Source organism: Paenibacillus gyeongsangnamensis (genome assembly GCF_027533625.1).
Lineage (GTDB): Bacteria > Bacillota > Bacilli > Paenibacillales > NBRC-103111 > Paenibacillus_G > Paenibacillus_G gyeongsangnamensis.
On the sequence record NZ_JAQAGZ010000024.1, the window covers coordinates 89092 to 114620 of the forward strand.

The 25529-nt window shown below is 52.9% G+C and carries 19 protein-coding genes and 1 riboswitch; of the genes, 6 read left to right on the forward strand and 13 right to left on the reverse strand.

Features of this window, described 5'->3' with window-relative positions; all coding sequences use genetic code 11:
- Positions 1-129: 129 nt before the first annotated feature.
- Together thrS and O9H85_RS29885 are read right to left on the reverse strand one after the other, a co-directional pair.
- Entirely contained in the window at positions 130-2073 is a 1944-nt protein-coding gene (gene thrS, locus O9H85_RS29880) for a threonine--tRNA ligase (RefSeq protein ID WP_269885060.1), read from the reverse strand.
- A 342-nt stretch (positions 2074-2415) separates the two neighbouring features.
- Entirely contained in the window at positions 2416-3345 is a 930-nt protein-coding gene (locus O9H85_RS29885; RefSeq protein WP_269885061.1) for a putative sporulation protein YtxC, read from the reverse strand.
- Positions 3346-3477: 132 nt separating this feature from the next.
- Here O9H85_RS29885 and O9H85_RS29890 point away from each other — a divergent pair, with 132 nt between their 5' ends.
- Positions 3478-4587: a GGDEF domain-containing protein gene (locus O9H85_RS29890; protein WP_269885062.1), complete on the forward strand. Its 1110-nt coding sequence runs from the start codon at positions 3478-3480 to the stop codon at positions 4585-4587.
- 185 nt (positions 4588-4772) lie between these two features.
- A complete protein-coding gene (locus O9H85_RS29895; protein ID WP_269885063.1) occupies positions 4773-6311 on the forward strand; it encodes a L,D-transpeptidase family protein in 1539 nt (512 codons plus the stop codon).
- A 168-nt stretch (positions 6312-6479) separates the two neighbouring features.
- Here O9H85_RS29895 and gndA read toward each other — a convergent pair whose 3' ends face one another.
- Genes gndA through zwf form a run of 5 tightly spaced genes read right to left on the reverse strand, consistent with a single transcriptional unit; the run spans position 6480 to position 13508 of the window.
- Entirely contained in the window at positions 6480-7898 is a 1419-nt protein-coding gene (gndA, locus tag O9H85_RS29900) for an NADP-dependent phosphogluconate dehydrogenase (protein WP_269885064.1), read from the reverse strand.
- 17 nt (positions 7899-7915) lie between these two features.
- On the reverse strand, positions 7916-9265 hold the full coding sequence (locus O9H85_RS29905) for a glucose-6-phosphate isomerase (RefSeq protein ID WP_269885065.1): 1350 nt from the start codon (positions 9263-9265) through the stop codon (positions 7916-7918).
- Positions 9266-9306: 41 nt separating this feature from the next.
- Positions 9307-9975, reverse strand: a complete 669-nt coding sequence (fsa, locus tag O9H85_RS29910) for a fructose-6-phosphate aldolase (protein WP_269885066.1) — start codon at positions 9973-9975, stop codon at positions 9307-9309.
- Between the two features lie 37 nt (positions 9976-10012).
- Positions 10013-12001, reverse strand: coding sequence for a transketolase (tkt, locus tag O9H85_RS29915; protein WP_269885094.1), 1989 nt, complete (start codon positions 11999-12001; stop codon positions 10013-10015).
- Positions 11985-13508: a glucose-6-phosphate dehydrogenase gene (gene zwf / locus O9H85_RS29920; protein ID WP_269885067.1), complete on the reverse strand. Its 1524-nt coding sequence runs from the start codon at positions 13506-13508 to the stop codon at positions 11985-11987. The genes tkt and zwf overlap by 17 nt, the downstream gene beginning before the upstream one ends.
- Before the next feature lie 126 nt (positions 13509-13634).
- Between zwf and O9H85_RS29925 the strand changes: the two genes are divergently transcribed.
- Positions 13635-14528 carry a LysR family transcriptional regulator gene (locus tag O9H85_RS29925; RefSeq protein ID WP_269885068.1) on the forward strand — a complete coding sequence of 298 codons (894 nt, stop codon included), beginning with the start codon at positions 13635-13637 and terminating at the stop codon, positions 14526-14528.
- 1055 nt (positions 14529-15583) lie between these two features.
- Here the strand turns inward: O9H85_RS29925 and mqnC are convergent.
- The 5 genes from mqnC to metA all read right to left on the reverse strand — a co-directional run bounded on the left by mqnC (position 15584) and on the right by metA (position 21684).
- Positions 15584-16723 (reverse strand): cyclic dehypoxanthinyl futalosine synthase, encoded by a 1140-nt coding sequence (gene mqnC, locus O9H85_RS29930; RefSeq protein ID WP_269885069.1) that lies wholly within the window; start codon positions 16721-16723, stop codon positions 15584-15586.
- Between the two features lie 137 nt (positions 16724-16860).
- Positions 16861-18234: an EAL domain-containing protein gene (locus tag O9H85_RS29935; protein ID WP_269885070.1), complete on the reverse strand. Its 1374-nt coding sequence runs from the start codon at positions 18232-18234 to the stop codon at positions 16861-16863.
- Between the two features lie 156 nt (positions 18235-18390).
- A complete protein-coding gene (locus O9H85_RS29940; protein WP_269885071.1) occupies positions 18391-19578 on the reverse strand; it encodes a trans-sulfuration enzyme family protein in 1188 nt (395 codons plus the stop codon).
- Positions 19571-20761, reverse strand: a complete 1191-nt coding sequence (locus O9H85_RS29945; protein WP_269885072.1) for an aminotransferase class I/II-fold pyridoxal phosphate-dependent enzyme — start codon at positions 20759-20761, stop codon at positions 19571-19573. Before O9H85_RS29945 ends, O9H85_RS29940 begins: the two co-directional genes overlap by 8 nt.
- Entirely contained in the window at positions 20758-21684 is a 927-nt protein-coding gene (gene metA, locus O9H85_RS29950; protein WP_269885073.1) for a homoserine O-acetyltransferase MetA, read from the reverse strand. The genes O9H85_RS29945 and metA overlap by 4 nt, the downstream gene beginning before the upstream one ends.
- Positions 21685-21804: 120 nt before the next feature.
- A riboswitch (SAM riboswitch) is annotated at positions 21805-21954 on the reverse strand.
- Positions 21955-22372: 418 nt separating this feature from the next.
- Here metA and corA point away from each other — a divergent pair.
- On the forward strand, positions 22373-23308 hold the full coding sequence (gene corA, locus O9H85_RS29955; RefSeq protein WP_269885074.1) for a magnesium/cobalt transporter CorA: 936 nt from the start codon (positions 22373-22375) through the stop codon (positions 23306-23308).
- A gap of 76 nt (positions 23309-23384) precedes the next feature.
- Positions 23385-23972 carry a DUF421 domain-containing protein gene (locus O9H85_RS29960; protein WP_269885075.1) on the forward strand — a complete coding sequence of 196 codons (588 nt, stop codon included), beginning with the start codon at positions 23385-23387 and terminating at the stop codon, positions 23970-23972.
- Positions 23973-23986: 14 nt separating this feature from the next.
- Here O9H85_RS29960 and O9H85_RS29965 read toward each other — a convergent pair whose 3' ends face one another.
- Entirely contained in the window at positions 23987-24988 is a 1002-nt protein-coding gene (locus tag O9H85_RS29965; RefSeq protein ID WP_269885095.1) for an HRDC domain-containing protein, read from the reverse strand.
- A gap of 220 nt (positions 24989-25208) precedes the next feature.
- On the opposite strand from O9H85_RS29965, the gene O9H85_RS29970 reads away from it, so the two are divergent.
- Complete coding sequence (locus tag O9H85_RS29970; RefSeq protein WP_269885076.1) at positions 25209-25502, forward strand: hypothetical protein; 294 nt, start codon at positions 25209-25211, stop codon at positions 25500-25502.
- Positions 25503-25529 lie beyond the last annotated feature (27 nt).

Here is a 25529-nt window from a genome sequence, read left to right on the forward strand (position 1 = left end):
TGCGATACGACAAGTAAAACACGCCTGACGAGGATCTTCCAAGAAACCCAAGAACAACTTAAAAAGCCTGTCTCCTTAAGGAAACAGGCTTATACGGCTTCTTCGCTCGGATCGGCTTTACGCCGGAAGTTATTGCTGAGCTTTGGACCGGATTTCTTCTTCGATGAGCTTAACCACGTTCTCCACGCTGTGGGCGCCGAGATCGCCTTGGCCTCTGCGGCGGACGGAGACGCTGCCGGAGCTCGCTTCGTTCTCGCCTACGACGAGCATGAACGGAATTTTCTCCAGCTGGGCCTCGCGAATCTTGTAGCCGAGCTTCTCGTTGCGCAGGTCAGCTTCGATGCGGATACCCGCGGAAAGAAGCTTTTCTTCCACTTCCTTGGCATAACCGTCGAACGCTTGGGATACCGGAAGCACCTTCGCCTGAACCGGGCACAGCCAGGTCGGCAGCGCGCCGGTAAAGTTCTCGAGCAGGAACGCCGTCATCCGTTCCATCGTTGAGATGATGCCGCGGTGAATAACGACCGGACGGTGCTTCTGCCCGTCGGAGCCGATATATTCAAGCTGGAACCGCTCCGGCAGCAGGAAGTCCAGCTGTGCGGTGGACAGCGTCTCTTCCTTCTTCAGTGCCGTCTTGATCTGTACGTCGAGCTTCGGTCCGTAGAATGCCGCTTCCCCTTCAGCCTCGAAGAACGGCAGACCGAGTTCTTCGACGACCTCGCGAAGCATGCGCTGGGACATTTCCCACATTTCGTCGTTAGGGAAATATTTCTCCGTATCTTTAGGGTCGCGGTAGGACAGGCGGAAACGGTAGTCCTTGATCCCGAAATCCTCATAGACGTGGCGAATCAGGTTCACCACCCGCGCGAACTCTTCCTTGATCTGATCCGGACGGCAGAAGATGTGCGCATCGTTCAAGGTCATCGCCCGAACACGGTGCAAACCGGTCAAAGCGCCGGACATTTCATACCGGTGCATCGTGCCGAGCTCGGCGATGCGGACCGGCAGGTCGCGATAGCTGCGCATATCGCTCTTGTACACCATCATATGGTGCGGACAGTTCATCGGACGGAGCACAAGCTCCTCGTTGTCCAGCACCATCTTGGGGAACATATCCTCATGGTAATGCTCCCAGTGACCGCTCGTCTTGTAAAGCTCGACATTGGCGAGCACCGGCGTATAGACGTGCTGGTACCCAAGGCGCTCCTCCAGATCGACGATGTAGCGCTCCATGGTACGGCGAAGTTTCGCGCCGTGCGGAAGCCAGAGCGGCAGCCCTTGGCCTACTTCACTCGAGAACGTAAAAATTTTGAGCTCCTTGCCCAGCTTCCGGTGGTCGCGTTTCTTCGCCTCCTCGAGCAGGTGCAAATGCTCGTCCAGCTCCGCTTTCTTGGCGAAGGCCGTGCCGTAAATGCGCTGGAGCATCTTGTTCTTGGAATCGCCTCTCCAGTAGGCGCCGGCCACGCTCAGCAGCTTGAACGCTTTGATCCGGCCGGTGGACGGCAAATGCGGCCCGCGGCACAGGTCGAAGAATTCGCCCTGATCATAAATCGTAATGACGGAATCCTCCGGCAAATCACGGATCAGCTCCAGCTTTAACGGATCCTCAAGCTCCGTGAAAATGCGGATCGCTTCCTCGCGGCTCACGACGCGGCGGCGGATCGGCAGGTTCTCGCCTACGATACGTTCCATTTCCTTCTCGATCTTGGATAAATCCTCCGGCGTAATGGAGGTTTCGAGGTCGATATCGTAATAGAAGCCGTCCTCGATCACTGGACCGATGCCCAGCTTGACGCTCTTCTCGCCGTAAATGCGCTTGATCGCCTGGGCCATCAAATGCGCCGTAGAGTGACGATATACCTCCAAGCCGTCCTCGCTATCCAGCATCACGAGCTCCAGCAGCGCATCCTGATCAAGCGTCGTATTCAGATCCACCACTTTGCCGTTGATTTTGGCCGCCACCGCATTCTTTTTCAGTCCCGGGCTGATCGAACCTGCAATATCCTCCGCCGATATGCCCTGCTCATATTCCCGAACCGCTCCGTCGGGGAAAGTTACTTTAATTGCTGCCATGCCGAGAAGCCTCCCTCATCGAATTATGGAAATAAAAAAAGCGCATCCTCCCGTAAGGGACGAGTGCGCTTTAAGCTCGTGGTTCCACCCTAGTTCGATCCGCTTCAAGCGGGCCTGCTTGCCTGGCCTCATCTGCCGCGAATCCTCAAGACATTCGGTAACGGGAATGATCCGGAAGCTTATACTGACTGCCTTGCTCATCCAGACTCATCGGGATGGTCGACAGCGTTCCAAGCGACGGCTACAAAGGGGTAAACCGTCTGATGCACACTGAAGGGGCTTGCAGCCGTGTCCCCTCTCTCTGGGCAGCGCTTCTTGCGGTCCATGTCTTTGATCCTTGCCTTACCCTTTATTATATTCGCCGGCCGTCGATCGGTCAAGACTATGACACAGCCGGCAGTAACCGCAGAGCTCCACCCGGTTTTCAAAAATTTGCGAGATCGTCTTGATTACCTGTACCTCCGGCTCCCGGGTGTGAATGTAAATCTGCTGCGGCGATACGGTAATGAGCGTGCTGACGATCATATCTTCAAAATTCATGTCCTTCTCGAGCATTTCCACCGTGACCGTCGCTTCCCTGTCATCGGTATTGATCCTTTCCATCCGGTCATTGAGCAGCAGGAAGTCGCCTCCCCCTTTATGGATCAAATGCACGAATGGAATTTTGGCTTCCTGAATATATACAAAATATTGCAGCAGTGAGATGAACTCCTGATGCTGCCGATCCATCACGTATTCATCGACGGCATATTCGACGACTTCCCGAAGCTCATCCATGTAGCCATGAAGACGGAACCGCATGAATCCGTCCAGGTTGAGCTCCGTATGCTCCGAGAGATAGCCCGTCACCTCGGAAATGATTTTTCCCTTGCGCCGGTCCCTTGCATGACTTAATGGAAATTCGCCTTCGGCAGAGCTGGCGCCGCTGAGCATTTGCTCGCAGTAAACCATGATTTGGGCCATCTCGTCTTCCTGGTCGTACTCGAACTCCTCCCGGATCAGCTTCCGGATCAGCTTGCGTTCTTCTTCCGCGAGCATGTAATCCGCAATGGCGGAAGCGGCGCCGGCATACACGGCTTCCGCATCCTTAAGAAGTTCAAATTGAGGCAGCACTCCCTCCACTTGAAGCACCGCCATATCCTCCGCATCGTTCAGGGTGATATGGATTAGGTTAGCGTTATGTAATCCGTCTGCGGATCGCCGCAGCGCCTGCAGCAACCGGTCGGCCTGCTCTTTCGAGCGCTTCATCATAATGACGTTAAACAGCTTCATCCGATTCACTCCTTTCCCTTGCGCGAAATCTCCTTTAAAGTATATGGCCCATGAGACGCATATATACAAATATCAAGCGTCCATGGTATAGTAAAATAATGAGAGAAGCCCAGAAATATGGAGTGAACCCCGATGGCTTTTGATTTTCAGCAGCAGATCAGCTTGCCGAAATGGAACCGGATTCTGCTGAACGGTTACTGGGGAATGGTGATCCTATCCATTGCATTAACCGTTATATATAACGTAATCGCTACTTTATACCTGAAGGTTCAACCTGCTAGAATATTAGGCCTTTACACGCTATGGGCATACGGCGGACTTTTGATCATGGAAGCGGCTAACGCTAGGCTCAAACGGTTCGCGGATTACATCGTCATATTGGGCGGCGGCTTACTGGCTTTCTGTCTCATAAGCACTTACCCGCAAGTCAGCTCCACACTGACAGCGCTTTTTCTTCCGATCCTTGCCTCCGTCTTTTATTTCCAGCGCCGTAAACTTGTGTTTTCGTTCTTCGTCAGCTTGATTACCTTCTATGGTACATACCTCTCGACGCTAAAAACGCTCCCATTTTACGGAATTAGAGAATTGTTGACCATGACCGGCATCCTGGCCGTTGGATTCGCGCTGGCCTTCGGCATTATTTGCCGCGGTGCGGAGCTGCTGAAGCATTTGCGAACAACCATTGCCTCCGAACAAGATCTCCTGGTCAAAAATATACTGATGGACAAAATGGCCAAAACGGATGCGTTAACGGGACTTTACAATCATATGTCCTTTCATGAGCACCTCGATAACCTGATCCTCCAAGGCGAACGGAACGGTCTGACCTTTCAACTCGCCCTCCTCGACATCGACCATTTTAAGAAAGTGAACGATTCGTACGGACACCGGGCCGGGGACGCTGTGCTCAAGAAGGTGGCGGGCATTCTGCAGGACATGGTTTCGCTCAATGATTTCCCCGCGCGCTACGGGGGCGAAGAGTTCGCCATCCTGTTCACGGACATGTCGACGGACGAGGCGCTGCTGCATCTGGAGCACATCCGCAGGAAGATCGCTTCGCTTCGCCATGAGGAGCTGGGCGGAAACCCCGTGACGATCAGCATCGGTCTGAATACCTTCGAGAAAGGCTGTCTCAAGGAGCAGCTGTTCGCTGGAGCTGACAACGCGCTGTACAGGGCCAAACGGCAGGGCAGAAACCGTACGGAAATATACGCTCAGGAAGCTGCGACCCTATCATCTTAAAGATGAGGGTCTTTTTTTATCGGTAATGATACAATTTGTATACATAACTTTTAATATTAAGAAAGTTATGATACTATTTGTATCATAGATTCATAGGAAGCTAGGATAAAGCATATTAATTATTAAAGATGATAGGTTGGGTATCCTATTTCTATCAAATTAAACTACGAATGTGGAGGTTGGCTATGGAACATTCCCGAAAGCGGTTTAAAACCCATTTGGACAGCAATCTGGTACACCTTCACAAAAATATATACCTCAACCGCAGCGATCCGCTCTACTATGAAAAAATCATTCGCTTCCACGACCCGCGTTCCCCTGAGGCGCACTACCGTTTGGGCAGGCAGCACGAAGAGCTCGGTAGGAAGGACGCGGCGCTCTATCATTACAAGCAAGCGATGAAGGTTTTCCCTTCTCCTTATTATTATCCTGCTTCCAGCGCAGTGCGTCATCTGGAGCAGCCATCGAAGCCCAAAATATCGGAATCCGGTTCAGCCTCCGCGGCAGTACGCCCCAGCTCCATTCCGCTGCTGCTCAAAGCGCTGCTTCTTTCCCTGCTCTTCCTCAATTTGCTATTGTTAGCGTTCGTGTATGGTCCGGCCGCCGTATCGAAAGCAGTCACTTGGGTGAAGCCTTGGGGCATCGGAAAGGATGTAACCTACGAAAGCGCGGAAAGCCGGTTCGTTCTTCATTTTCCTTACGGCGCACAGCAGAGCGAGGTGGAGACAGCGCTGCATAAGAAGGCGCTGGAGTTGTCCAATTGGTACCCGAACCGGAGCATCACCGTTTATGGGCTTGCTTCAGACGTAAAGCAAGCGGACAGCAAAGCCGTGCCGATGAATGATGAGAAGCTGAAAACGATCGCTTTCGTAATGGCGGAATATAATCCTTCCGTCGATACAGCCGTCAAGATCCGTTTCCTGAGCAGCGACCTGAAGCAGCTCCGTACCGAGGCGGAAACCGGCGCCAATCTGGTCCGTACCGCGCTTGGAGCTTATATGAAGGAACACGGTCAGCCGCCGACGGAACTAAGCCAGCTCGCCGCCGGCTATCCGAACAACTACCTCAGCGCAATTCCTCTTGAACCCGCAACCGGTTCGGCCTCGGCCCGAACCGGTTTTGACGGTTTAGGCGGCTGGGTCTATGACCAGAACGCCGGTAGCCTGGCCGCCATGTTTTATCCGAACTTCGTTTATGAGGCCTCCTCCGGTATGGCGGCTCACGCTCCGGAGGCCGTACTGCCCTATGAGCCTTATCGCATTACGGTGGACCCCTCCGCTCACCGGATGCAGCTGACCGCGGGAAATGCCGTTGTAGCGGAGGCGGCAGTCGGCATCGGCGAGGCGGGCCATCCGACGCCGGAGGGCGTTTATACGGTCGGCACAAGGGTCCGGTCGCCGCAGGGAAAGATGCCGGGTGTATACGGCAGTGCCGCACTTGGCCTAGGCGAACTCGCCATTCACGGCACAGCCGATGCTTCCTCCATTGGCGAGAACGCCTCGCTCGGCTGCATTCGCCTGGGAAACGCCGATATGGACCGAATTTACCTGCTTTCCCCGCGCGGCACGGAGGTCGTTATCCGTAACGGGTCGCTGACGAGGGACGGAGGGAATCCATCCGATCGTGGCCATGCGTCCCGTCTCTTGCCGGCGCCTCCAAGCTTCTCCTCGCCATCGCGCGAGGGGGAAACCGCCGGTAATGCCGTATTCCATTGGCTCGGTTGATACGCAAAAAAGCCCAAGCCGGGGGCCATCGACCGTCAAGGCCGAATGCCCGGCTTGGGCTTACCCGTTTTTATCTTGAAAACCGGTTAGTTCCGAAATCGTTATCGACCTTACAGAAATACAGGAATACTTTACTGTCCTTACGCCCGCTGATTTTTTAAGAAGATGTTATTCGTTATTTTCCATCCATTGAAAATGAAAGCTTCCCTTTTGATCAAGCCGTTCAAACGTATGCGCCCCAAAATAATCCCTCTGAGCCTGCAGCAAATTAGCCGGAAGCCTCTCCGTACGATAGCTGTCATAATAAGCTAACGCGGAAGCAAAAGCAGGAACCGGAATCCCCCTCGTGACGGCAATCGAGACGACTTTTCTCCAAGCTTCCTGATAGTTTGCGATAACTCCGCCGAAGTATTCGTCGAGCAGCAGGTTTTTCAGCTCCGGGTTCCGGTCGTAAGCATCCTTAATATTTTGTAAAAATCTTGCGCGGATAATGCATCCCCCGCGGAAGATCATCGCGATGCCGCCATAGTTCAAATTCCAATCGTACGCGTCGGAAACAGCTCTCATTTGCGCAAAGCCTTGCGCGTACGAAGCGATTTTGCTGGCGTACAAAGCTTGACGGACAGCCTCGATGAATTCCTTGGGATCGCCGTCGTAGCTTGATGCCGCAGGGCCATTCAGCCGTTTGCTAGCGGCCACGCGTTCTTCTTTCATCGCGGAGATAAACCGCGCAAACACGGATTCGGTAATAATGGATAACGGAACGCCCAAATCGAGTGCGCTTTGGCTCGTCCATTTACCGGTCCCTTTCTGTCCTGCCGAATCAAGGATGACGTCAACCATCGGTTTGCCTGTATCCGGGTCGGTCTTCGCGAAAATATCGGCCGTGATTTCGATCAAATAGCTGTCCAGCTCTCCATTGTTCCATTCGGAGAAAATGTCGTGAAGCTGGCTTGCATTTAAATTCAACACATCCTTAAGCAGATGATACGCTTCGCCGATGAGCTGCATATCGCCGTATTCGATGCCGTTGTGCACCATTTTGACATAATGTCCGGCGCCGTCTTCTCCGATATAGGTCGAGCAAGGATCTCCGTTCACTTTGGCCGAAATGGCGGTCAAGATGGGCTCTACCAGCTCATAAGCGTCTTTTTGCCCGCCGGGCATAATCGCCGGTCCATTCAGCGCCCCCTCTTCGCCGCCCGAAACACCCGCGCCGATATAGCGGAATCCTTTGGCTTGCAGTTCATTATTTCTTCTTTGCGTATCAGGGAAATAGGCGTTTCCACCGTCGATGAGAATATCACCTTGACTAAGGTAAGGCACGAGCTGATTAATGGTATCGTCTGTCGGTTGCCCCGCTTTGACCATGATTAATATTTTACGCGGCGACTCGAGCGATTGGACGAATTCTTCGACGCTGTAAGTGCCTAGAAGGTTCTTTCCTTGCGCTTCCGCCACAAGTTCATTCGTTTTCTCCGGCGACCGATTATATACTGCAACCGAGAAGCCTTTGCTTTCGATATTCAAGGCCAGGTTTTTCCCCATGACGGCCAAGCCGACGACGCCGATTTGCTGTTTTTTCATTATATATTGCCTCCCTGTCATTCCTGTCCTTTTGCAGATAAACGTTTGATGAGCTCGGCTTTTTGCGCTTCGAAACCAGGCTTGCCCAGCAGCGCAAACATATTGGTCTTATACGCTTCCACGCCCGGCTGATCGAAAGGGTTAACCCCAAGCAGCAAGCCGCTAATGCCGCAGGCCTTCTCAAAGAAATACACCATTTCGCCGTACGTATATTCATTCAGCTCATCCAGCTCTACAATCAGATTAGGCACGCCTCCATCAACGTGAGCAAGCCGCGTGCCTTCGGTTGCCTTCTTGTTCACTTCATCCATCGTCATGCCCGCAACAAAATTGAGTCCGTCCAGATTGCCCGCGTCCTGTTGTATGGTTAGCTCCACCCGCGGCTTCTTCACCGAAAGCACCGTCTCGATGAGATCGCGCCGGCCTTCTTGGATATACTGTCCCATCGAATGCAAATCAGTCGTAAAATCGACGGATGCGGGATAAAGCCCCTTCTGGTCTTTGCCCTCGCTTTCGCCGAACAGCTGCTTCCACCATTCGGAAACAAAATGCAAGGACGGTTCGAAGTTTGCCAGCAGCTCGATCGTTTTTCCCTTGCGGTAAAGGGCATTGCGAACGGCCGCATATTGATAGCTCTCATTGGAGCGAAGATCGGGGTTGTTATATTTCCGTGCAGCGGCGGCGGCTCCCGCCATCATTCGATCGATATCGAGCCCGGCAACGGCAATGGGCAGAAGCCCTACGGCTGTAAGAACGGAATAGCGTCCGCCTACATCGTCAGGAATGACGAAGGTTTCATAGCCTTCTTCATCGGCAAGTTTTTTCAAGGCACCCTTTGATGAATCGGTTGTAGCAAAGATACGTTTTTGCGCTTCCTCTTTTCCGTACTTCTTCTCCATATAATCTCGCAGAATACGGAATGCGATGGCCGGTTCTGTCGTCGTTCCCGACTTGGAAATGACATTCAGGGAAATATCCTTGCCTTCCAGCAGCTCCATTAAATGGGTGATGTACGTAGAACTGATATTTTGCCCGGCAAAATACACTTGGGTCTTACCGCTTATCTGATTGTGAAACGTATGAGACAACGCTTCGATCGCGGATCTTGCGCCTAAATAGGAACCGCCAATGCCAATGACGACCAAAGCGTCGGAATGGCTGCGAATGCGCTGTGCAGCTTGCTTGATTCTCGCAAACTCTTCTTGATCGTATTGAAGCGGCAAATTCACCCAGCCCAGATAATCGGAACCGGGGCCTTCCTTCTCATGCAGCATGCGATGAGCCACGTTCACAAACTCGCTGAAGTAATCCACTTCATGCTGCTGGATAAATGGCAATGCACTGGAATAATCAAATGAAATAGTCATTCGGAACGCCTCCTTTAAACTCGCATTGGGTAATTCGCATCTTAAAGCTGAGCTGTTTTTTTCCAATCGGCAGCGAATTTGTCCATGCCTTGATCCGTTAGCGGATGCTTGGAGATTTGCTCGATCACCGCGAATGGAATCGTTGCGATATGCGCGCCTGCCATCGCTACGCGAGTCACGTGATCCGGATGCCGGACAGATGCCGCGATAATTTGGGCATCCAGGTTATGAATACGGAACAATTCAGCGACTTTTGAAACGAGCTGCACGCCGTCTTCCGAAATATCATCCAAGCGGCCAAGAAACGGAGAGACATAGGTCGCGCCTGCGCGAGCGGCCAACAGCGCTTGGTTCACGGTGAAAATCAACGTCACATTTGTTTTCACGCCTTTTTTAGTCAGGTAACGGCAAGCCTCCAAACCTGCCAGCGTCATCGGAAGCTTGATGGTGATGTTTTTGTCATAATTATTGATTTGAATCAGTTCGTTCGCTTGCGCGATCATTTCTTCGGCTGTCACCGCATCCGGCGTTACTTCGGCAGAAACGGATTCAACCTCGGGCACTTCCCGCAAAATCTCGGCGATTCGATCTTCAAATTTCACACCTTCCTTGGCAACCAACGACGGATTCGTCGTAACGCCGGATAAGATGCCGATTTTATACGCTTTTTTGATGTCTTCCACATTTGCAGTATCGATAAAAAATTTCATAGGTGAGTACCTCCGTTATTTTATTGTTAATTTATAATTACTTCAGTAATTCCTTCGTCAGGCGAACCACTTGATTTACGGAGAAACCAAAGTATTCCATAACCTCCGTACCGGGCCCAGAGGCGCCAAATGTATCGATCGACAGTACTTTTCCGCCTTGTCCCGTGTAACGGTCCCAGCCTAACGAAATGCCGGCTTCAATGGCCACCCGCTTCGTAACGGAATTAGGAAGGACACTCTGCTTATAGTCTTCGGGTTGACGATCGAACAGCTCTCTGCTCGGCATGGCAACGACGCGTACGGAAATGTTGTCCCGCTCCAGCTCCGCTTTGGCGTTCACGGCCAGAGAAACCTCGGATCCGGTTCCGATCAGGATGACATCCGGCTGACCGCCCGTTTCGCTCAAGACATAAGCTCCTTTGGCTACCCCTTCAACATTGGCCTTGGTCGCTTCATATACAGGCAGATTTTGTCTGCTCAGCACCAAGGCTACCGGACCTTCATTTTGCAGCAGAGCATACGCCCATGCGCTTGCCGTTTCATTGGCATCGGTCGGCCGAATGACCGTAAGTCCCGGAATAGTGCGCAGCGCAGCCAAGTGCTCGACGGGTTCATGCGTAGGTCCATCTTCCCCGACGGCAATGGAATCATGTGTAAATACATAAATCACAGGCAGTTTTTGCAGCGCAGCCAAACGAATAGACGGGCGCAAATAATCGCTGAATACGAAGAAGGTGCTTACGAATGGTTTTACGCCTCCATGCAGGGCCATGCCATTGCCGGCTGCGCCCATAGCGTGCTCACGGACGCCAAAGTAGATATTGCGTCCCGAGTAAGACTCAACGGCAAACTTTTGCTCTCCTTTGATGTCCGTCATAGTCGAATGCGATAAATCCGCACTTCCTCCAAAAATCGAAGGAACGGTTTTTACGTAATGATTTATGGCTTCGCCGCTTGCTACGCGGGTAGAAATCGTTTTGGAAGCGTCGAACGTAAGGATGTCCGCGGCCTCAATCGACACGGAACCGTCGATGACTTGCTCGAGCTCCTTACCCTGCACAGGATATTGCGCTTTATAGGCAGCGGCCAATTTGTTCCACTCTTCTTCTTTGGCCTCGCCCTTACGTTTCAGCTGCTCGAAATGTGCATTGACTTCTTCCGGAACGGTGAACTCTTCCTCATACTGCCAGCCGTAAACTTCCTTGGTCGCCTTCGCTTCTTCTTTGCCGAGCGGATTGCCGTGTACTTTGTTCGTTCCCGCTACCTTGCTGCCGTAACCGATAATCGTCCGAATTTCGATAAGCGTCGGCTGGGCATCGTTTTGCTTGGCTGCGGCGATCGCTTCGGCAATCAGGGAAATGTCATTGCCGTCCTCGACCCGGATATATTCCCAATTGGCCGATTCCGCTCTTTTTTGCATATTTTCGCCGAAGGAAAGGTTCAGCGCTCCGTCCAACGAGATGTCGTTGGAATCATACAATACGATTAATTTCCCAAGCTTCATATGTCCTGCCATGGACATCGCCTCGTAAGAGATTCCTTCCATCAAGCAGCCGTCTCCGACAAGCGCATACGTATAATGATCGATTACCCGGAAACCGTCTTGATTGAATTTCGAGGCCAAATGAGCTTCGGCCATCGCCATCCCGACTGCCATCGCCATCCCTTGTCCCAGAGGCCCAGTTGTCGCCTCTACGCCATCCGTGTGCCCATATTCGGGATGCCCCGGCGTTTTGCTGTTCAGCTTGCGAAACTGTTTTAAATCATCAAGCGACACCTGATATCCGGACAAATGCAGCAGGCTGTAGAGCAAGGCTGATCCGTGACCCGCAGAAAGAACGAAGCGGTCGCGGTTAAACCATTTGGCATGGCCGGGATTGTGATTTAATAGTCTGGACCAAAGGGCGTATGCCATCGGCGCCGCTCCCATCGGCAGCCCCGGATGACCGGAATTGGCGCGGTTGGTGGCATCGATAGACAACGTTCGGATCGTATCAATAGCTAATTGATCAATGGTTTGGGTAATAGGCATACTGTTCTCCTTCTTCGGTTTTGATATGTTGTTCTGGCTTGTCATCGAACCACCAATGATAGCCATCCTTCGCCAATAACGCATCGGACTCGGCAGGTCCGTAAGTGCCCGCTTCATACCGATGAAGCGGAACCAGATTCTCCTCGAATGCTTCCAGGATCGGTTGGACCCATTTCCACGACAATTCGACTTCGTCCCAATGCGCGAAGAACGTGGGATCTCCGTGCAAAGCGTCGTAAATCAAATTTTCGTAAGCCTCGGGAACATCGTCCCGGCTCTCATGAAAGTCCATTTGAATGGGCTTGAACTCCCCTTTATGCAGAGGGTCCCTCGTATTTAATTGCAGCGTAATGCCTTCGTTAGGACTAATTTCAAATACCAGAAGGTTAGGCGATTTTCCTTCAGCATTTGCCTGTGAGGACATCTTTAACAGTTCCTTGAACTCAATCACAATCCGCGTTGATTTCTCTTTCATTCGTTTGCCTGTTCGGATATAAAAAGGAACGCCGCGCCAAAAGAAATCATCGATCTGCAATTTAGCGGCAATAAACGTATCGTTCATGGAAGTAGAAGCGATGCCCGGTTCGGACGTATAGCCGATTACCGGCTTTCCTTGAACGGTTCCTGCTTTGTACTGCCCGCGGATAATGCTTGCGCTCACCTCCTCTTTTTGCAGCGGCTCGAGAGCTTCCATCACCTTTTTCTTCTTAAAGCGCACCATTTCCGAGTCGCTGTTGTTCGGAAGATGACTCGTCAGCATCATCAGCAATTGCAGCATATGGTTTTGAAACATGTCTCTTACGGCGCCTACATGATCGTAATAACCCGCTCTTTCTTCTACGCCGACGGTCTCGTTTGCCGTAATCTGCACGTTGGCAATGTAACGATTCGTCCATAAGGCATTAAGGACCGGATTTTGCTGCAAAATCTCAAGCTTCTGGACCAGCGGCTTGCCGAGATAATGATCGATTCGGTAAATTTCATGCTCCGCAAAAGCTTTGCTCAGCTTCTGATTCAAATCGCGGGCAGATTGCAAATCATGGCCGAAAGGCTTCTCGATCACGAGACGCCTCCAGCCATTCGCGGAACCTAGCCCGCTTTCCTCAATGCCCGCTGCGATCGTTTCAAAAAATTCAGGTCCGACAGATAAATAAAACAGGCGATTCGGCGGAATGCGCAGCTCTTCTTCCCGCTGTTCAATCAGTTGCAGCAGCTTCCTGTAATCTTCTTTGCGGCCTATATCAAGAACGCTGTAACGGAATGCGCTCAAAAAATCTTTGATTAACGCAGAATTGTTCGCTTCGCGTCTGGAAAAAGTTCGGATAGACTGCTCGACATTTGCCTGAAACGATTCATCAGACAGTTCTCTTCTCCCAAGACCAACTAAGGAGAATGATTGCGGCAGCTTCCGATCGATATATAAGTTGTACAAGGCAGGGTATATTTTCCTTTTGGCTAAATCCCCTGTCGCTCCAAACAAAACAAACGTGGTCGGCTCCATGTTTCTCTCTCCTTCCGGCAGCGCTCTCTTAATCAAGCTCTGGTTTCTTTTTCGTAGTTCCACTATAATACGATTATCATCTATACAAGTAATAAATATATTTCACAGGAGCTATAGACCACATCTATGAACAATAATTACGAATTGTACAAGGTTTTTTACTGGGCTGCGAAGACAGGCAGCTTGACTCAGGCTGCCAAGGCCTTATACCTCACCCAACCGAGCGTCAGCCACGCCATCAAACAGCTTGAAGACAGCTTCGGCATCACTTTGTTTTACCGGAATTCCAAAGGCGTTGCGCTGACGAAAGAGGGCGCCATACTGTATTCCTATATTGAGCAGTCACAGATCTTAATATCGCTGGCCGAAGAAAAAATGGCCGCACTTAAAAATCTGGACAGCGGCGAGCTGCGGATCGGCGGAAGCGATTCGCTGTTCAAGCATTATTTGCTCCCGTACTTGGAAGACTTTCATCAGAAGCATCCCGGGATCAGACTTCACCTGAATCATGGAACTACGCCGGAAATCATTGCATTCTTAAAAGAAGGCAGAATTGATTTGGGCGTCGTCCGCATGCCTATCGTCGATTCCCAGCTTGAAGTGAGGGAGACTTTTCAGCTGCAGGATTGCTTTGTAGCGGGGGAACGTTATGCCGAGCTTAAGGACGCGGTTCTAACGCTGGATATGCTGCTCCAGTACCCCATCATCCTGTTCTCGCGCAATAGCAGGGCACGAATGGCCATTACGGAATTATTTCAAAGCTACGGCTATAAGCTCAAACCTGAAATTGAGGTCGGAAGCGTGGATCTTCTCATCGAGTTTGCGCGGAAAGGACTCGGAATCTCTTACGTGACGAGAGAATTTGTTTCGAAAGAGCTGGAAGAGGGCTCCCTCTTTGAGATTCAATTGGACGTGCGGCTGCCGCCATCTCACGTGGGGATTATGATTATGCGCAACATGCCGCTTTCCATGACAGCATGCAGGTTTATAGAGTTGATTCAAACGTGTCCGTTAGGTTAATCATCCATTTTTTTACATCACCCTTCGCCCTTCTTCAACCGAAGAATGGGAAACGTTGGATGTTGCGGAATGTTTGGATGAACGCATCCCGGTATATATGCAAGAGCTGCATAGCTTCCACGTCCAGTAACGACCGGAGCTTACCAGCTTACCCGCATGGTGCGCAGCGTCTCCATCCGGTTTGGCTTCATCCGCTCCGGCACTGGAACAATACAGTCTTGGTCGGCTTTTTTCTGTATATCAACTATCGTTCCTCGTCCTCATTTCTTCGTGATGGACGCAGGGATTCCTTTTTATGTAAGTTACGCCATAGATAACTGCCCGTCCCTCGTAACGATCGATCATCGATTAATGCTTTTTATTCTCAGTACGGAAAATAAAAGGGGTTACATATTAGTTATGTTTAATATGTAAGCCCCTTTATTTTAATAAATTTTTCACAACCAAGGTCTTGATAATTTCCAGTCTAATACTATATTTTCACTGAACAATTTGATTAACACATAACTCCCGTTGAACAGAAAAATTTGGAGACAAGGCTCGCAGGTTGTGGCTTAGGTCTACTAAGTCCAAGGTATTTTTATTTTAAAAACTGTACAAAATAGCTGCTCACTCCGGCTATTTTGTACAATATGATATTTATGTACAAATATAATTTATGCCAATAATGCATGGTACAAAATGATTAGGATTGTTTTTTTAATAATGTACATATTGGTTTATAGAGATATTTTTAACTCGAAAATATGCTCCCTGGAGTCAAGTGCTTCAGGCCTACTCTTGAGTAGCATCGGCTCTATAAACATCTTGCTTCACCTGGTATTCATTGTATCACGACGGAATCAATGTATCGGCAGGGGGCTTCTTCCATGTATGTCTCTGCCAGAAGACAAAGAACGCCTATCCATACAAATCCCTCCAGTGGATTAGTGTAGATAAGCGTGTAGTTTATACTCGCAACTGAGACGGTAAATACATTATTTCCCGTCGTCATTACAAGTTAGTTTACCTTTGAAGTATTACCCTATTCGTCCAAAACCTCGAAAATTCCCCGATTAGTTCTGCATCACGAAATCGTTGTCGACCTTCGCGTTCTCATCGTCAAACACGCGCAAAATCTTGTACTGCGTATTGCGCTGCGCCGGAATTTTGCCCGCCTGGCGGATGATGTCCAGCGTCGAGCCGATGTTCACCTTATGCGTCGTGCCGGCCGCCGAAACGACGTTCTCCTCGATCATCGTCGAACCGAAATCGTTGCAGCCGTAATGCAGCGACTGCTTGCCGACCTCCGGTCCCATCGTGACCCACGAGGACTGGAAGTTTTTGATGTTGTCCAGCATGATGCGGCTGATGGCCACATTTTTCAAGTAGGCTTCCGCTCCCAGCTTCTCCGCCTTCATGTTGGTGTTGTCCGGCTGGAACGTCCACGAGATGAACGCCAGGAAGCCCGGAGAATTGTAGCCGCTGGCTAGGCATTTGTCCTGCGCCTCGCGCACGCGCAGCAGATGAAGCGCCCGTTCCTCGCTCGATTCGCCGAAGCCGATGACCATGGTCGCCGTCGTGCTCATCCCTACCCGGTGAGCCGTCTCCATCACGTCCATCCAATCGCGCCACGAGCCCTTCAGCCGGCTGATCCGCTTGCGGGTGCGGTCGTCGAGAATTTCCCCACCGCCGCCCGGCAGCGAATCCAGTCCCGCCTCGTGAATGGCACGGATGACTTCTTCCAGGCTCAGCCCGTTCGAAACCTCCTGCATCTTGCGTATCTCCGCCGGGGAGAAGGAATGCATCGTAATGTCCGGGAACCGCTTCTTGATCTCGCGCAGCAGGTTCGTATAATAGCTGAACGGCAGGTCGGGATTCGTTCCGCCCTGCATCAGAATTTCCGTCCCGCCGACGTCTATCGTTTCCTGGATTTTCTGAAAAATCGTTTCGTCCGGCAGCACGTAGCCTTCCTTTGAGCCCGGGGCCCGGTAGAAAGCGCAGAACCGGCAGTACACGTCGCAAATATTCGTATAGTTGACGTTGCGTCCGATCACGAACGTCGTAATCGGGTCCGGATGGTGCTTCAGCATGATTTGGTTCGCCGCATGCCCCATTTTCTCCACTTCGTCCGATTCATATAATTGGATGCAATCCTCCAGGCTGATCCGCTGTCCGGCTACCGCCTGATCCAAAATCCGATCGATGGCACTCATCGCGTCCTCACTCCTTTATACCAACATCCTACCACAAAAGGGCGGAAGCCTGCTATACGCAAAGACCGCCAAATCAGCCCTGACGGACGATCGGCGGCGCAATTGTTACGATTTTGTGATGGTTCCGCGCGAACCCCTCAAGCCGTGTGAACTCGGCGGTCCTGATCGATTCTTTCCTTCACGAGCTTGAGCTGCTGGCTGCGCTCATGATCCGTTACGAGCGGCTGCGGCCGCGCGAAGTAGAAGCCCTGTACCATTTGCACCTGCATCTGCAGCAGCATCGCGGCTTCCTCCTTCCGCTCCACGCCCTCGGCGATAACCTGACAGTTGATGTTATCGGCAAAATGAAGCAGCGCCCTGAGCAGCGACTGCTTGACGGAAGCCTGATCGATGTTCGAGATGACGGAACGGTCAATCTTGATCATGTCCGGAATCAGCTCCGAAATGGATTGCAGGCTCGAATACCCCGCCCCCGCATCGTCTACCGCGAACCGGAAGCCATGGGCGCGGAAGGCCGCCATGACCGAGCCTGTATATTGAAAATCGCGAATTGCATGACGTTCCGTAATTTCAAGAACGATCTGCGAGGATGAGATGTTATCGAATTCCTTCACCGTTTCCAGCATGTGATGGAGAAACAGCGGATGGCAGAGCGTAACCGGCGTAACGTTCAGGAAGACCTGCTCCCGGATGCCGCGCAGCGAGATTTCCTCCACCGCCTTGCGGATGACGAGAAACTCAAGCTTCGACAGCAAATCCGCCTGGAACGCCATCTCGAACAGCTCTCCGGGCGTATGCAGGGGCGAGTTGCGCGGGCCCCGGGTCAAGATTTCCCAGCCGAAAATCTCGCCGCTCGCCAGATTCATGATCGGCTGCGCCAGCACGGAGATTTGCTCCCGCTTCAGAATATCGAGCACCTGATCGCGGAGCGCGGAGAAATGCGCTGGCAGCTTCCGTGTAGCAATGGAATGCGCATAGTAATACGCGCTCTGGATGGCGGCTTCCGTATTCTCGATATCTTGTCCCATCCGGTAGCAGCCGAAGCCGAAGGAGAACGAACCGCTCCATTCCTTCGGGACGGATTCGCGCAGCCGGGTTTCAAGCGCCCTGCGCAGCAGCAGCCCTTGACGCTGAAGCTCCTCGTAGCGGCCCCCCGCTTCGTCCTTCAGGAAGAGACAGAAATCTTCTCCGCTATACTGGCGTACTCCGATGATATCGTTGCTTTTGAAAAAGGCGGGAATCAAACCAAGCAGCGCATCGCGTATATGCTTCTGCAGACGCGCGGTAACTTCATGAGGATAAGAGGTGAACAAACGGTGAAAATCTTCCCAATAAAAAAGCAGCAGTCCGCACGAATTGCCCTGATTGCGATATTGCTTCACAAGTGCGTGAACGGGATCGCGGAATGTAAATTCCGGAGGAAACAAGCGTAAAGCCCGATTCGGTAATGGCAGATGAAACAGCATCTTCAGGCGTTCAATCCATCCGCCTGATGCGAATGAGAATTTCATGGACGACCCCCTACCTCCGGGCAGCATAGTTCAATAGGATTATCATACCATGAGTTCGTTTTAGTGAATAGTGCGAATCATGCTAATTTTTGCCGCAATGAAACAAGCCGACCGCCGCTGGCTATTCGGGCGATCGGCTTAGTTCCGGCGGTCCGTTCAGTCTTCCGCCAAGGCTTGCTCCAGATCTTCTATAATGTCCTCGATGTCCTCCAGGCCGACGGAATAGCGTACGAGTCCGTCCCTAATGCCACGCTGATGACGCACCTCGCGCGGCATAGCCGCATGCGACATCATCGCCGGATAAGAAAGGATACTTTCCACCGCGCCCAGGCTGACGGCCACGAGCGGGATGCGCACCTTGGAGAGCAGCCGCTTCGCCCGTTCGCCGGAGCCGACGTCGAAGGAAACGACGGCGCCGTAGCCGAGCGATTGCTTCTCGTGAATATCCCGTCCCGGATGATTCGGCAGTCCAGGGTAATAGACCGTCTCGACAGCCGGGTTCGAGGAAAGCCAATCCGCCAGGCGGCGGGCGCTCAGCTCGTGTGCCTCCATCCGGGCTTTCAGCGTCTTCATGCCGCGCATGAGCAGCCACGAATCATTGATGCCGAGAACCGTGCCGAGTCCGTTCTGGATTTGCTTCAGCCGTCGGCCGAGCGTATCGTTAGCGGCTACGGCCAGCCCGGCCGTAACGTCGCTGTGTCCGCCGAGGAACTTGGTGGCGCTGTGAAGCACGATATCGACGCCGAGCTCGATCGGACGCTGATGGTAAGGCGTCATGAACGTATTGTCCAGCATCGTCAGCAAATCGCGCTCCTTGGTCCAAGCGGTTACCGCCGCAATGTCGGTAATCTTCAGCGTAGGGTTCGAAGGCGTCTCGAGGAAGACGGCTTTGGTGTTCGGCTTCAGCGCCGCCTGTACCTGATTCAAGTCCGTCATGTCGACGAAGGTCGTCTCGATGTTCATCCGCGTCAGGATCGTCGTCAGCAGCCTGTACGTTCCGCCGTAGACATCCTCCGTGCAGATGACATGATCTCCCGCCGACAGCAGCATGAAGGCGCCGGAGATGGCCGCCATGCCGGAAGCGAAGGCAAAGCCCCGCGATCCGCCTTCGAGGAGCGCGATATAATCCTCGAGCGCCTGCCGCGTCGGATTCCCCGAACGGGTGTAGTCGTAGGCTTGCGGCTCATCCAGCGAAAACTGATGAAAGGTCGAAGCCTGATACAGCGGAACGCTGGCTGCGCCGGTAACGCCGTCGATCTCCGCTCCGAAGTGAATCAGCTTCGTAGCGAAGCTGCGTTTCTTGAACTCGTCGTTGCCGTGAGTCGGGCCGGTCGGGTTAGCCATGAACCGTCTCCCCCTCTTCGATTTCTTTATGAGCCAGTTCGATCGCCCGGCTCAGATCCGCGATCAGATCATCCGCATGCTCGATGCCCACGGAGTAGCGCAGCAGCTTGTCGTCGACCCCGACCTGACGGCGGATCGCTTCGGGAATGTCCGCGTGCGTCTGCACCGCCGGATACGTCATGAGCGATTCGACGCCGCCCAGGCTCTCGGCGAAGGCGATCAGCTTGATGTGGCGCAGGATCGGTTCGATATAACGCGCATCTTTCATTTTAAAGGAAAAAATGCCGGTATTGCCGGATGACTGCCGCTTCTGGATCTCGTGACCCGGGTGGTCCGGAAGCGCCGGATAGTACACGGATTCCACCTGCGGATGAGCCTTCAGGAACGCGGCGATCTTCGTCGCATTCTCCTGATGGCGCTCCATCCGGAGCGCCAGCGTCTTCATCCCCCGCATCAGCAGCCAGCTGTCCTGCGGGCCCAGCACGGCCCCGATGGAGTTATGCAGGAACGCCATTTCCTCCGAGAGTTCCTTGCCCTTGGTCACGATCAGACCGGCCAGCACGTCGTTGTGCCCGCCCAAATATTTGGTCGCGCTGTGAATGACGATATCCGCCCCGAGCTCGATCGGGCGCTGGAAGAACGGCGTCAGGAGCGTATTGTCGACGATGGACAGGATACCCTTCTTCTTCGCCCAGCTGCAGACAAGCTCCAGATCCGTAATCATCATCAGCGGGTTTGTCGGCGTCTCGATCACGATCGCTTTCGTATTCGGCTTCCAGCCGGACTCCAGCGCATCCAGATCGTTCGTATCCACGTACGTCGCGGTCACGCCGAAACGGGACATAATGCGCTCCAGCAGACGGTACGTGCCGCCGTATAAATCCAGGGAGACGATCAGATGATCGCCTTGGCCGAACAGCGCGAAGATCGTCTGCAGCGCCGCCATCCCGGAGCTGCAGGCGAATCCGGCGTCGCCGGATTCGAGCTGCGCGATCGCTTCCTCCAGCACCTTGCGGGTCGGGCTCTTCGTCCGCGCATAGTCGAAGCCGGTGCTTTGGCCGAGCTTCGGATGGCGGAACGCCGTAGCCTGGTAAACCGGGAAGCTGACCGCACCCGTTACCGGCTCCTCCTGAGATCCCAGCTGCGCCAGACGGCTTTCGATTCTAAGGTTATCCAAACTCATATGACATAATCCCCCTTATATAAATCGTACGGCGTTTCCTGGTACACATAATAGTTCAACCAATTCGAGAACAGCAGGTTCGCATGGGCTCTCCATGTATTCCGCGGCTCCCGGCTGGGGTCATCGTTCGGATAATAATTTTTGGGCACTGCAATCGTGAGCCCTTTATTCACGTCGCGGTCGTATTCATATTTCAAGGAACAGGCATCATATTCGGAGTGGCCCGTTACAAAAATTTGCTTGCCGTCGAGCGACGCCGCGATATAGACGCCTGCCTCCTCGGACTCGGACAAGATCTCCAGCCCCCTGGCGCTTTCCACTTCCTCGCGGCGCACTTCCGTGTGGCGGGACTGGGGAACCAGGAACTGTTCGTCGAAGCCGCGGAGCAGCTTTACATTCGGTTTGGTGATCGTATGCGGGAAGACGCCGAACATCTTCTCCTCGAGCGGATACTTCGGCACGCCGAAATGATGGTACAGGCCGGCCTGCGCCGCCCAACAAATATGCATCGTGGAGGTGACGTGCGTCTTCGTCCACTCCATAATTTGCTTCAGCTCATCCCAATAATATACGTCTTCAAAATCGAGCTGCTCCACCGGCGCGCCGGTGATGATCATGCCGTCGAACCGTTCCTCGCGGACATCGTCGAACGTCTTGTAGAACTGCTCCAGATGCTCCGCCGACGTATTCTTCGACGTGTGCGTCTTCGGATGCAGCAGTACGAACTCGAGCTGAAGCGGCGTATTGCCGATGAGACGAAGCAGCTGCGTCTCGGTCGTTTCCTTCGTCGGCATCAGATTCAGGATCGCGATCCGCAGAGGGCGGATGTCCTGGTGATAGGCTACGCTTTCATCCATAACGAAAATATTCTCGTTAATTAACACTTCTTTGGCGGGCAGATGATCCGGAATTTTGATAGGCATCTCAGGCTCACTCCTTCTTTGGGGGTCGTATTCGTTTCCTAAGGTGCGGCGGAGCCCGGCATAGAAATAGGCCTTTCTCCGCACGCTAGAGAAAGGCCTATGTATATCGCACATGGTCCTCTCTCATCTCTCAGAAGCTTAACGCTTCCGCAAGATTTAGCACCGTGCATTCCAAAGGCTGTCCCGCGCCGCTCGCGCTGCGCCATCGCCTAAGGTTTGTCGGTTGCCGGGTATCATCGGGCTAGTCCCTCCACCTGCTCTTGATAAGAGTTTGAAACCGAATCTATTCAATTGGTAAGACTAATAATAATGTAATCGAAATCGCGGTGACCGTCAAGCCCCCCTCCGCACCTTAATCCGCTTCCTCACATATGTTATTCCAGACGAACCGTACCGGCAAAATCCAAGCGTTACTGCTTGATGTGTGGAAAATGAAGGGTTATACTAGACAAGTATTCGACATTTAAAGCCAAGAAGGGGTGCAGCGATCGAATGGACGGAGACCCGAGGAGTACAATCTGCGTTCAACAACAACTGAATCGTTCGTTGGGATACCGGTCAATTCCGGCTGTTCGTCACTGCGATTTCATGCCTTCTCGGTAAGTCGTTCCGATTAGCGTTTCTTTCGCCTGACCGTGCGCCGGAGCTGCAGCGTGTTCCGCTTCGACCAACAAGAAGGGGTGGAAATATGAAGGCACGCTTGGTGCAAGACGGCATTTTTACATTGGTTGAGGATATTACCCAGACGGCCAATCCCCCTCAGCACGGATTTTATTGGATTGACGCCGATGTGGAGGATTTGGAATTATTACAGCCCTTGTTTCATCTTCATGAGCTCGCCATCGAGGACGTCCTGACGGAGGAAGAGCAGCGTCCCAAGATTGAATTATACGATACGAATTATTTTATCGTGGTCAACAGCATCCGATTCGACGACGCCGAAATTTTCCTGCGGGCGCTGAACATTTTCCTGGGGAAGCATTACATCATAACGGTCACCCGCCAGAAGATCAATGAGATCCGGGCGCTCAAGCCGGTGCTTTGGGAAGAGGAAGTGACGGCTCCGGACCGGTTCCTCTATCACTTGATGGACTTGATCGTCGACAATTATACGAATGTGGCGGACCGGATCGAGGCGAAGATCGAGAAGCTCGAAGAAGATATTCTGATGAACACGAAGAAATCGCATCTGAACGAAATCATCGGACTGCGAAGCGAAATTTTATGGCTCAAGAAAGTGCTGGTGCCTCAAAAAGAGGTAATCAACACTCTGAACAAGAAGGAACTGAAGCTGATCAGCGAGCCGCTCAAGAAGTATTTCGGCGACATCTACGAGAACGCGGTCAAAATTTCGGAGACGTTCGAAACGTTCCGCGATTTGATGGGCAACTTGCGGGAGGCTTATCAATCGAGCCTGTCCAACCGGGCGAACGAAATCATGCGCGTGTTTACGGCGCTGACGACGATATTCATGCCCCTGACGTTCATCACCGGGGTATACGGGATGAACTTTGAATATGTGCCTGGCATGCATTGGCATTACGGCGGCGTTGTCGCTTTGGTGTTCATGGTGATCGTGGGCGTGTCCATGTTTGTTCTTTTCCGTAAAAAGGATTGGCTGTGAGCCGGTCCTTTTTATTTTGCCGGGAATGGATCGGGCATCTGCGATTCATCCTATGAAGGAATGGAGGAGGTAGAACGTGGATTATCTTTGGAAATCGGCGCTGCTGGTCGTTAGCGCCGTAGTGCTGCTCCGGCTGGCAGGCCGCAAATCGCTGTCTCAAACGACGATCGCTTCCACGGTCATCATGTTCTCGCTTGGAGAAATTCTGGTCCAGCCGATCGTGAGCACCGAGATTGGCGCGACTTTATTGTCGGTGTCCGCATTCTTAGGAACGTTAGTGCTGCTGGAATACTTGCAGCTCAAGGGGAACGTGCTGGAGCGCTGGCTCTCCGGGCAAGCGGTGACCGTGATCGAGAACGGCAAGCTGCTGCCGGACCAGCTGCGTCGAACGAAGCTTACCGTGGACAATCTGGAAATGCGCCTTCGCACCAAAGGCATTGTCCGCTTATCCGACGTGAAGACGGCTACCCTGGAAATTAACGGTGAGCTGGGCTACGAGCTCATCGAAAGCGCTCAGCCCGTTACGGCCGGACAGCTCCAGAAACTTCTGGATGCTTGGGCCGCCGGCAAGCCGCTCGTCGTTCCAGCCGCTGAAGACAGTGGATTATTTAAGGAAGTCGAGGAAGGAGCGCATAACGCGGCTCCCCCCTCATCTTTGAACTAACGCGAATTCGCTGCTTAGACCGCCGCTTCCATCTTCAGTTGGCCCGACCGGCGGAACTTTAACCGAAGCAGACGAAGCCACTCATAAATCCGGTCCGTATCCTTCGCCGACAGCTCCTCCTGCTTATACACGGTTTGTAGAATCGGCTTCAGGTAACGGTCTCCCTGCTGCTCGAACGCCTGCCAAGCGAGCTCCCGCTCCGCCCTCGGCACCTGCTCCAGCAGCAGCTCGATATAAGGCTCCAACTCGTAACCGTCCCGGTCGAGCTCTTCGATCCACTGTACCAAATTGCGCCGCTGCAGCTTCGTCTGCTCCTGCAGCTCGTCGAGCGGCTCCATGCGGTGAATCGCCTCCAGCAGCTTGCGCTTCAGCTCCTGCTTATCCGCTTCCGCCTTGCGGCGCCGCTCCTTCTCCTGCAGCTGCCAGGCATAGAACTCACTGGGGTTCACCTGCTGCTCCACCCATACAAGAGGGAACGATGTGGTACGCTCTTGCTCCGCCGTAATCGCGAGCAGCTCGGCGGCATACTGCGCCGCCTTCGCTTTGCCGAAGCCCGGGAGCTGGAGCAGCTCTTCCTCGGACTGCGGCACGAACGTGCTGATTAGCTTCAGCAGACGGTTTGTCGCCACAATGAACGGCGCTTTGCTCTCCTTCGACGCCATCTTCAGTCTCCATTGGCGAAGCGCCTCATAAAGCTCATCGTTCGGATGCAGCTCGCTGTAATACTGCAGCAGCTGGATGTAAACCGCGCGTTCATCGGCTGCGTTCATTCCGCCGGCTACCGCTTCGATCAGCGGCTTAAAGCCTTCGCATTGCTTGGACCAGACGCGTTCGCGAAACACCGCCAGCATCTCCTCCCATTGCATGCCCTCGTACCAATGCTCCTGCCGCGTGCGGCCGTCCTCTTCGGTCTCTGTCCACATCACATACCAGATTCCTTCCTGCTCCCCGATGGACACCTGCGCCGACCGGGCAGCTCCTTCGCTTTCCGCCTTCTCCAAGCTGTTCAAGAACATCAAATTCAAAGCTTTCCCCTCCTGATAAATGAAAATCGATCTTTCCAAACGCAAAAAAGCACCCCTCCTACGCGTTCGTAAGAGAGGTGCTTCCTCTGCGGTTTGAAATTAGGTAAATCATACCATGTCTTACAGCGAAAGACAAGCATGAATTTGGATAACGAGGGGATTTCCCGGTTACGCTACTAACGGCAGCAGAACACGAAGGAGGCGCGGAATCATGGATAAGCGGAAAGACGGCTTCTTACAAGAAGCTCCCGACAAAAAATATACCGATCTGGCCACCGTCGAATCACAGCGCAACGACCTGATCGCCGAGGAATTCCCCGAAGGGCCCTACGGCTCCAGCTTCGCTCCCGAAATCCTCGGCAAAAGCACGCCCTGGAGAGAGGACCAGCGCTCGTATAACCAGTTCACTTACGAAAACCGCGAGCTGCACGCCGGCCTTTCCCGGGAGTATCCGGGCGCGCATCCGACGCACGATTCGAGCGGCGACGATCATGTCGAAGAATAGAAGAGCAGCCCGGCTCCCCCTTGAACG